Source organism: Micromonospora echinofusca, assembly GCF_017614955.1.
GTDB lineage: Bacteria > Actinomycetota > Actinomycetes > Mycobacteriales > Micromonosporaceae > Micromonospora > Micromonospora echinofusca_A.
In genome coordinates this window covers 1-8,373 of the sequence record NZ_WVUH01000314.1, presented here as the reverse complement: position 1 = coordinate 8,373, position 8,373 = coordinate 1, and the positions used below count along the sequence as shown (strand labels likewise).

Annotated in this window: 9 protein-coding genes; 2 read left to right on the top strand and 7 right to left on the bottom strand. The window is 72.4% G+C overall.

Translation table 11 applies throughout. The annotated features are described in order from the left end of the window. From GSF22_RS26770 to GSF22_RS26740, 7 genes are all read right to left on the bottom strand, one after another. Positions 1-1,035 (bottom strand): acyltransferase family protein (locus GSF22_RS26770; protein WP_208816506.1); only part of this gene is annotated, 1,035 nt, incomplete at its 3' end. A gap of 130 nt (positions 1,036-1,165) precedes the next feature. After that, positions 1,166-2,086, bottom strand: coding sequence for a GTPase Era (gene era, locus GSF22_RS26765; RefSeq protein ID WP_208816507.1), 921 nt, complete (start codon positions 2,084-2,086; stop codon positions 1,166-1,168). A 44-nt stretch (positions 2,087-2,130) separates the two neighbouring features. Next, a complete protein-coding gene (locus GSF22_RS26760; protein ID WP_208816505.1) occupies positions 2,131-2,511 on the bottom strand; it encodes a cytidine deaminase in 381 nt (126 codons plus the stop codon). Further along, on the bottom strand, positions 2,504-3,928 hold the full coding sequence (locus GSF22_RS26755) for a hemolysin family protein (protein WP_208816504.1): 1,425 nt from the start codon (positions 3,926-3,928) through the stop codon (positions 2,504-2,506). Before GSF22_RS26755 ends, GSF22_RS26760 begins: the two co-directional genes overlap by 8 nt. Beyond that, a complete protein-coding gene (ybeY, locus tag GSF22_RS26750; protein WP_208816503.1) occupies positions 3,928-4,398 on the bottom strand; it encodes an rRNA maturation RNase YbeY in 471 nt (156 codons plus the stop codon). The genes GSF22_RS26755 and ybeY overlap by 1 nt, the downstream gene beginning before the upstream one ends. 18 nt (positions 4,399-4,416) lie before the next feature. Continuing rightward, positions 4,417-5,475 carry a PhoH family protein gene (locus tag GSF22_RS26745; protein WP_208816502.1) on the bottom strand — a complete coding sequence of 353 codons (1,059 nt, stop codon included), beginning with the start codon at positions 5,473-5,475 and terminating at the stop codon, positions 4,417-4,419. Between the two features lie 108 nt (positions 5,476-5,583). Next, entirely contained in the window at positions 5,584-6,555 is a 972-nt protein-coding gene (locus GSF22_RS26740; RefSeq protein WP_244454186.1) for a LysR family transcriptional regulator, read from the bottom strand. Positions 6,556-6,719: 164 nt separating this feature from the next. On the opposite strand from GSF22_RS26740, the gene GSF22_RS26735 reads away from it, so the two are divergent. Next, positions 6,720-7,670 carry an FAD-dependent oxidoreductase gene (locus GSF22_RS26735; RefSeq protein ID WP_307804354.1) on the top strand — a complete coding sequence of 317 codons (951 nt, stop codon included), beginning with the start codon at positions 6,720-6,722 and terminating at the stop codon, positions 7,668-7,670. Between the two features lie 109 nt (positions 7,671-7,779). Continuing rightward, positions 7,780-8,343 carry a snapalysin family zinc-dependent metalloprotease gene (locus GSF22_RS26730; RefSeq protein WP_208816499.1) on the top strand — a complete coding sequence of 188 codons (564 nt, stop codon included), beginning with the start codon at positions 7,780-7,782 and terminating at the stop codon, positions 8,341-8,343. Positions 8,344-8,373: the final 30 nt, after the last annotated feature.

The following is an 8,373-nucleotide window of genomic DNA, read 5'->3' as shown; positions in this document are numbered from 1 at the left end:
GGGGACGGCCGGAGGCACGGGGGCTCCGGCCGTACGCCGTCCGCCGGGGAGCAGTTCGGGGCGACGCCGGGCGGCCACGTCCTCCACCCAGCCGACCAGCAGCACCACCAGGCCGACCAGGGCGAAGACCGCGACCACCCGGACCGCGAGGCTCACCGGATCGGTCGGGGACCAGCCGAGGCGGATGGAGAGCGGGGTCAGCGCCACCACGAACGGCATGTGCCAGAGGTAGATGGTCAACGCCCGCCGGTTGCCGATCGTCACCAGCCGGCTGACCAGCGCGTTCCGATCGACCCAGGCGGCGCGGGCGGGCACGATGCCGAGCACCAGCAGGATGAACGCCGCCGACCAGAGGGCGTTGCCGAGCCGGATGTCGTTGAGGTCGTACCCCCGGGCCCCGGGGTGGGTGAGGATCCACCAGCCGCCCGCCGTGGCCAGCACGCCGGTGACCGGTACCAGCACCCGCCGGGAGAGCCGACGGAGCATGCCGTCGTGGTGGGCGAAGCCGAGCAGCCAGGCGCCGAAGTAGAGACCGAAGTCCCGTAGCACCGCCGGGGCGGTGGCCGCGAACCGCAGTTCCACCACGACCAGCAGCAGGTACGGGGCGAGCAGGGTGGCCAGCGGGGCACGGCGGAAGAGCCAGAGGGCGACCGGTGAGACGAGCACGAACCAGAGGTAGTCCCGCAGGTACCAGATCACGCTCAACGCGATGGCACCCCAGCCGTTGGCCGACGGGTCGCTGATCGGGAACGCCCAGAGCAGCAGTTTCCCGTCGGCCGGGAGGCCGGTGAGCACCATGGCCGGCACGAAGACCGCTGCGAGTACCCAGAGCGAGGGCAGCAGGCGGCGCAACCGCCGGGCGACCGCCGACGGGCCGGTACGGTCCAGCGAGGCGGCCATCAGCGAGCCGGCCAGGGCGAACATCACCGACATCGCCGGGAAGACCAGGGTCAACGCGGCGGCACCGGTCACGTGGTAGACGACGACACGGACGATGGCAAGGAAGCGGAGCAGGTCCAGGTAGCGGTTTCGCATAAGCCTGTATCTATGTCCGGGGGCAGGGCCTGTGCAGTTCCCTACCCTCCGCGACCCGCCTTGAAGCTTCCTGGCAGCCCGGTGCGAAAGTGAAAAATCACATATCGATGTGATGTAACACTTTCGTCGATTAGAAACCGAGCTTGCGCAACTGCTTCGGATCCCGCTGCCAGTCCTTCGCCACCCGCACGTGAAGGTCCAGGTAGACGCGGGTGCCGAGCAGTTCCTCGATCTGCCGGCGGGCCCGGGTACCGACATCCTTGAGTCGACTGGCCCGCGCCCCGATCACGATCGCCTTCTGACTCGACCGCTCGACATAGACGTCAGCGTATATCTTGGTGAGGTTACCCTCGGCTATCATCTCCTCGACCACCACCGCGATCGAGTGCGGCAGTTCGTCGCGTACCCCCTCCAGCGCGGCCTCCCGGATCAGCTCGGCGACCAGCACCTGCTCCGGGTCGTCGGTGAGCATGTCGTCCGGATAGAGCTGCGGCGACGGCGGCAGGTAGGTGGTCATCACGTCGACCAGGGTGTCCACCTGGTGGCCGGAGACCGCACTGACCGGTACGACCTCGGCGAAGTCGCCCAGCCGGCTGACCGCGAGCAACTGCTCGGCCAGCCGCTTGCGGTCCACCAGGTCCGTCTTGGTGACCACGGCCAGCACGGTGGCCTTCAACTCGGCCAGTTCCCCGGTGATGAACCGGTCGCCCCGCCCGATCGGCTCGTCCGCCGGGATGCAGAGGCCGATCACGTCCACCTCGCTCCAGGTGGTCCGGACCAGGTCGTTGAGGCGCTCGCCGAGCAGGGTACGCGGCCGGTGCAGACCCGGGGTGTCGACCAGTACGAGCTGGGAGTCGGGCCGGTGCAGCACCGCCCGGATGATGTGCCGGGTGGTCTGCGGCTTGTTCGAGGTGATGGCGATCTTCTGGCCGACGATCGCGTTGGTCAACGTCGACTTGCCGGCGTTCGGCCGGCCGACGAAGCACGCGAACCCCGCCCGGTAGGGACGGTCCGCCGGATCGCCCGCCGGGCCGCCGCCACGCGGGTCCACCCGGCCGCCACTGCGTGCGCCCCCCGGGGCGCTGCCGCGCGTACTCACGCGACGACCGTGCCGAGCACGGTGCCGTCCGGCGCCGCCACGTGGATCGGCGCGTCGGCGGTGAGGTCGCGGACCGCCGCGTGCCCCGCCCCGTCCAGGGTCGACGCCTCGGTCACCACCACGGCCGCCTCCAGCCGGGTGGCCCCGGCCGCGACGGCCGAGGCCACCGCGAGCTGGAGCGCGGTGATGGTCAGCGACGGCAGCGAGACACTGGCCGCCGCGTACGTCCGACCGTCCTGGTCCCGGACGGCGGCGCCCTCGACCGCACCCACCCGGCCACGGGCACCCCGGGCCAGGATGACCAGCTTGTCGTCCTCCGCGCTCAGCTCGGCGGGTACCGGCTGGATCGCGTCGACAGGGGCGGTTGACTCAGGCATCTGCGGGTTGCCTCTCCTCGGTGCGGTTCTGGTTGCTGCGGGAGTCCCCCGGGTCTGGCCGACCCGACGTGTCCCGGTCGTGCTCCGGCTCGACCCGGCGCACCAGTACGGTGTCGATCCGGTTCCGTCGGCCGGTGGTGCCCTCGGCGATCAGCCGGAGCCCGCCCACCTCGGCCTCGGCCCCGGGGATCGGCACCCGGCCGAGCGCCTGGGCGAGCAGCCCGCCGACGGTCTCCACCTCGTCGGCGGGGAGTTCGACGTCGAACAGCTCGCCGAGGTTCTCCACCGGCAGCCGGGCGGTCACCCGGACCGCCCCGTCGTCGAGACGCTCCACCGGTGGCCGTTCGACGTCGTACTCGTCGGTGATCTCACCGACGATCTCCTCCAGGATGTCCTCGATGGTGACCAGGCCACCCGTCCCGCCGTACTCGTCGACCACGATCACCAGGTGGGTGCGGGCCGCCTGCATCTCCGAGAGCAGGTCGTCGACGGGCTTGGACTCCGGTACGAAGGTCGCCTCACGCATCAGCTCGGCGACCGGCAGCGCGTCGGTACGCGCGTCACCGCCCTGGGCCCGGCGGATCACGTCCTTGAGGTAGACCACCCCGAGCACGTCGTCCACGCTCTCCCCGACCACCGGGATGCGGGAGAACCCGGAGCGCAGGAAGAGCGCCCGCGCCTGGGCCAGCGTCTTGTGCGCCTCGATCCACACCATCTCGGTACGCGGCACCATCACCTCCCGGGCGATGGTGTCGCCGAGCGCGAAGACCGAGTGGATCATCTGGCGTTCGCCGTGCTCCACGACCCCCCGCTGCTCGGCCAGGTCGACCAGCTCGCGCAGCTCCACCTGGGTGGCGAACGGCCCCTCCCGGAAGCCCCGACCGGGGGTGACCGCGTTGCCGATCAGGATCAGCAGCGAGGCGAGCGGGTTGAGTACCCGCCCCAGCCAGCGGACCAGCGGGGCCACCGCCCGACCGACCGCGTACGCGTGCTGCCGGCCGAGGGTACGCGGGGCCACCCCCACCACCACGAAGCTGACCACGGTCATCGCCCCGGCGGTGACCAGCGCCGCCGTCCAGCCCGCGCCGAACGAGTCGACCGCGACCAGGGCCACCAGGGTCGTCGCGGTCAGCTCGGCGAGCAGCCGGAGCAGCAGGAGCAGGTTGAGGTGCCGGACCACGTCGGCGGCGACGATCTGGAGGGTACGGGCGCCCCGGACCCCCTCCCGGGCCAGCTCGGCGGCCCGGGCCGGGGAGACGGCGGCCAGCGCCGCCTCGGTCATCGCGATCACCCCGGCGAGCACCACCAGCCCGGCGGCGAAGAACAGCAGTTGCAGGTCCGGCAGGTTGGCCGGGGCAGTGGCGGCCCACGGGGCCGGCCCGGTGCCCGCCCCGGCCACCAGATGGGCCGGTGTCATCACCGGGCCCGTGCCGCCCGCCAGCTGGCCAGCAGCCGGTCCTGGAGGGAGAACATCTCCCGCTCCTCCTCCGGCTCGGCGTGGTCGTACCCGAGCAGGTGCAGCACGCCGTGCACGGTGAGCAGGTGCAGCTCGTCGGCGGGCGTGTGCCCGGCGGTGACCGCCTGCTTGGCCGCCACCTCCGGGCAGAGCACGATGTCGCCGAGCAGCGCCGGCTCACCCCCGGCCGGGGACTCCCCCGGGCCGTGGTCGACGCTGCCCTCGTCCATCGGGAAGGCGAGCACGTCGGTCGGCCCGTCCCCGCCCATCCAGCGATGGTTCAGCTCGGTCATGTATTCGATGTCGACCAGCAGCACGGACAGCTCGGCGAGCGGGTTGACCCCCATCTCGTCGAGCGCGTGCCGGGCAACGGCGAGCACGGCGTCGGTATCGACCTCGACGCCGGACTCGTTGGCGATCTCGATGGACAACTGCTTCCCCTGACGGATCTAGCGGCGTCGACCGGCCCGCCCGCCCTGGGCGGTACGCCCCGGCACGGCGTGCACACTCTGCGCCTGCTGGCTCTCCCGCTCGGCGTCCCAGCGGGCGTACGCGTCGACGATCTCCCCCACCAGCCGGTGACGGACCACGTCGGAGCTGGAGAGCTGGGCGAAGTGCACGTCCTCCACGCTCTGCAGGATGTCCCGTACGACCCGCAGGCCGCTGGTCGTCCCGCCGGGCAGGTCGACCTGGGTGATGTCACCGGTCACCACGATCTTGGAGCCGAAGCCCAGCCGGGTGAGGAACATCTTCATCTGCTCGGGCGTGGTGTTCTGCGCCTCGTCCAGGATGATGAACGCGTCGTTCAGGGTACGGCCCCGCATGTAGGCCAGCGGAGCCACCTCGATGGTGCCGGCCGCCATGAGCTTCGGGATCGAGTCCGGGTCGAGCATGTCGTGCAGCGCGTCGTAGAGCGGGCGCAGGTACGGGTCGATCTTCTCGTTGAGCGTGCCGGGGAGGAAACCGAGCCGCTCACCCGCCTCGACCGCCGGCCGGGTCAGGATGATCCGGTTGACCTGCTTGGCCTGGAGCGCCTGGACGGCCTTCGCCATGGCCAGGTAGGTCTTGCCGGTACCGGCGGGGCCGATGCCGAAGACGATGGTGTGCGCGTCGATCGCGTCGACGTACCGCTTCTGCCCGAGCGTCTTGGGCCGGATGGTGCGCCCGCGCCGGGAGAGGATGTTGAGGGTCAGGACCTCGGCGGGCCGCTCGCTGCCGCCCTGCTCCAGCATGCCGACCGTACGCCGGACGGCGTCGGTGGTCAGCGTCTCGCCCTTCTGGATCAGCTCCAACAGCTCGGTGAAGAGCCGCTCGGCCAGGGCGTTGTCCGCCGGGACGCCCGAGATGGTGATCTCGTTGCCCCGCACGTGCACGTCGCTGGTGACCGAGCGCTCGATGAGTCGCAGGATCTCGTCGCCCGGGCCGAGGAGGTTGACCATGATCTTCGAGTCGGGAACCGTGATCCTGGTCTGCACCCGGGTCTGGCCGGGAGGTGGGGTGCCGGTCATAGGTCGGGCCCGTGGGCCCTGCGCCACCTGCTCTCGATCTCGGTGCCGCGCCGGCGTGACCGCCGGTCGGGCGACCGGCCCAGCTGGCGCGACGTGTGGACGTTCGCCTCATCGTATCGGTTCCCCGGCGGGGACACCCGGCCCATTTCGCCCACCGCGACCTCCGGCGTCGTCGGTCGCCGCCGGCTCCGGGGCCACCCGGCCGGTGGCGGCCTCCAGCAGGGCCACCAGACGCCGGACCAGGCCGGTCGGGCTGCGACGGGAATAGGCCAGGGCGATGTCGACGGTCGGCACGGGTGCGGTGAACCGGCGCAGCCGTACCCCGGGCAGGCGCAGGTCCCGGGCCCGGCCGGCGGGTACCGCGGCGACCACCCCGCCCTCGGCGACCGCCCGCAGCAGCTGCTCGTCGTCGGGCTCGTGCCGGACCAGGTGGAAGCCGCCGTCCGGCCAGACCTGACCCACGGTCCGGTCGTACATCCCGGGGCCGTTCCCCCTCGGCCACATCACGGCCGGCAGGCCGACGACCAGCTCGCGGGGGATCCGGCGGCGGGCCGCCAGCGGGTGGTCGGCGGGCACGGCGAGCAGCAGCTCCTCGGTGTCGACGAAGCGGCACGCCAGCTCCGGCTCGGGCAGCGGCGGGCGGACGAACGCGACGTCCAGCCGGCCGGCCAGCAGCCCGGCCACGTTGAGCGCGGTCCAGCCGGTCTCGGCGACCACCTCGACCTGCGGGTACCGCTCGCGGAACAGGGCGACCAGGGCATCCACCCGGCCACCCCGGGCCGAGCGGGTGTACGCCAGGCGCAGCCGCCCGCCCTGCCCGGCGACCACCGACCGGATCCGCTCCTGCGCGGCGGCGGCCTGCCCGAGCAGGGCGGCGGCCTCCTCCGCCACCACCCGGCCGACCGGGGTGAGCGCGCAGCCCCGGGCGCTCCGGGTCACCAGCTCGGCGCCGACCTCCCGTTCCAGGGCCCGGATCTGCTGGCTGAGCGCCGGCTGGGCGATCCGCAACCGGGTCGCGGCCCGGGTGAAGTGCAGTTCCTCGGCGAGGACCAGGAAGTACCGGAGCCGGCGCAGATCCATGACGGTGAGCATAAGTTCCGCTTATCGCACGCGACCATGCCGGTCTTGGACGCCGTCGCCCCGGCTGCGCTTCGCTGGGAGCGACCGGCCGCAGGACCGGTCCTGTCGCCGGCCGTCACGGGAGCGACCGGCAGACCACGAGCGGGAGGTGTCGGTTGTACGACGTGGTGGTGGTCGGGGCGGGCGTGGTCGGCCTGACCAGTGCGGTCCGGCTGCAGCAGGCTGGGGCCCGGGTGGCGGTGGTGACCGCCGACGGGCCGGAGCGGACGGTGTCCCGGGTCGCGGCGGCGGTGTGGTACCCCACCCACACCACCGGTGACCCCCGGGTACTGCGCTGGGCCGAACGGACGTACGCGGAGCTGGCCCGGCAGGCCGGCGCGGGGGTACCCGGGGTGGTGCTCCGGCCGACCCGGGCGGTGCTGCGGACCCCGCCGGACGGCACGCCCTGGTGGGCTTCGGCGGTGCCGGACTTCACCCAGGAGGACGTCGCCGGGCACGACGGATGCGGCCCGTACGCCGCCGTGCAGCGGTACACGGTGCCGGCGGTGGAGATGTCGTACTACCTGCCCTGGCTGGTGGCGCGGCTGACCGCCGCCGGTGGGGTGCTCGAACGGCGCCGGCTGGACCGGTTGGCCGAGGTGGCGGAGCTGGCCCCGGTGGTGGTCAATGCGACCGGGCTGGCCGCCGGCCGGCTCGCCGACGACCCCGCCGTGTACCCGGTCCGGGGGCAGATCGTCCTGGTCGACAACCCGGGCCTGGTCGTCTCGGTACGCGACGAGGAGAATCCCGCCGGGCTCGCCTACGTGCACCCGCGCAGCGCGGACGTGGTGCTCGGCGGCACGTTCGAGGAGGGGGCCACCGGGCTGACCGCCGACCCGGCAACCGGTGCGGCCATCCTGCGCCGGTGCACCGCGCTGGTGCCGGAGCTGGCCGGGGCCCGGGAGATCGGCCAGCTCGTCGGGCTGCGACCGGCCCGCCACGGCGGGGCGCGGGTCGAGGTGGACCCGGTGGGACTGCCGGGCGGGACCCGGCTGGTGCACAACTACGGGCACGGGGGTGCCGGGGTGACCCTGGGCTGGGGCTGCGCCGACGAGGTGGTCACCCTGGCCGGTTGATCACGCTCCGTCATATCAGATCAACCCCGAGAAAGACATCTTTCATTGACGTATGCGAATACATAGACTCGTCTCGTCCGCCGCCCCCCTCGGATTGGAGAGTCAGCCCATGTCCGCACGCAGGATCCACCGACTGCTGGCCACGCTGGCAGCCAGCGCCATCGCCCTCGTCGGCGCGCCGCTCGCCGCGTCCCCGGCATCGGCCGCCGGCACCCTCGCCACCACGATCTGTTACGACGTCAGCCAGGCGGGCTCTTTCACCAGCACCGCGCACTCCGCCGCGTCGATCTGGAACAACTACACGAACAACATCAACATGTCGAACTGCGGGACGAACCTGCGGATCTACCAGATCTACGGCGGCGGCTCGTACGCCGTGCGCACCAGCCTGGGCAACGGGCGGGTCTACATCGACACCTACCAGGCCCAGCAGTACAGCCCGCTGCGGATCATGACCCACGAGATCGGGCACATCCTGGGCCTGCCGGACAACTACAACGGCCAGTGCTCGCTGCTGATGTCCGGCGGCAGCGCCGGCACCAGCTGCACCAACCCGTACCCGGCCGCCACCGAGGCCGCCCGGGTCGACCAGCTCTTCGGCGGCCTCACCCGGACGGCCACCCCCAGCGGGGTCTTCCAGGGCAGCTGGCCCGCCCCGGTACCGGTGAGCTGACCCCGCACCACCCACACACCGCGCCCGGGG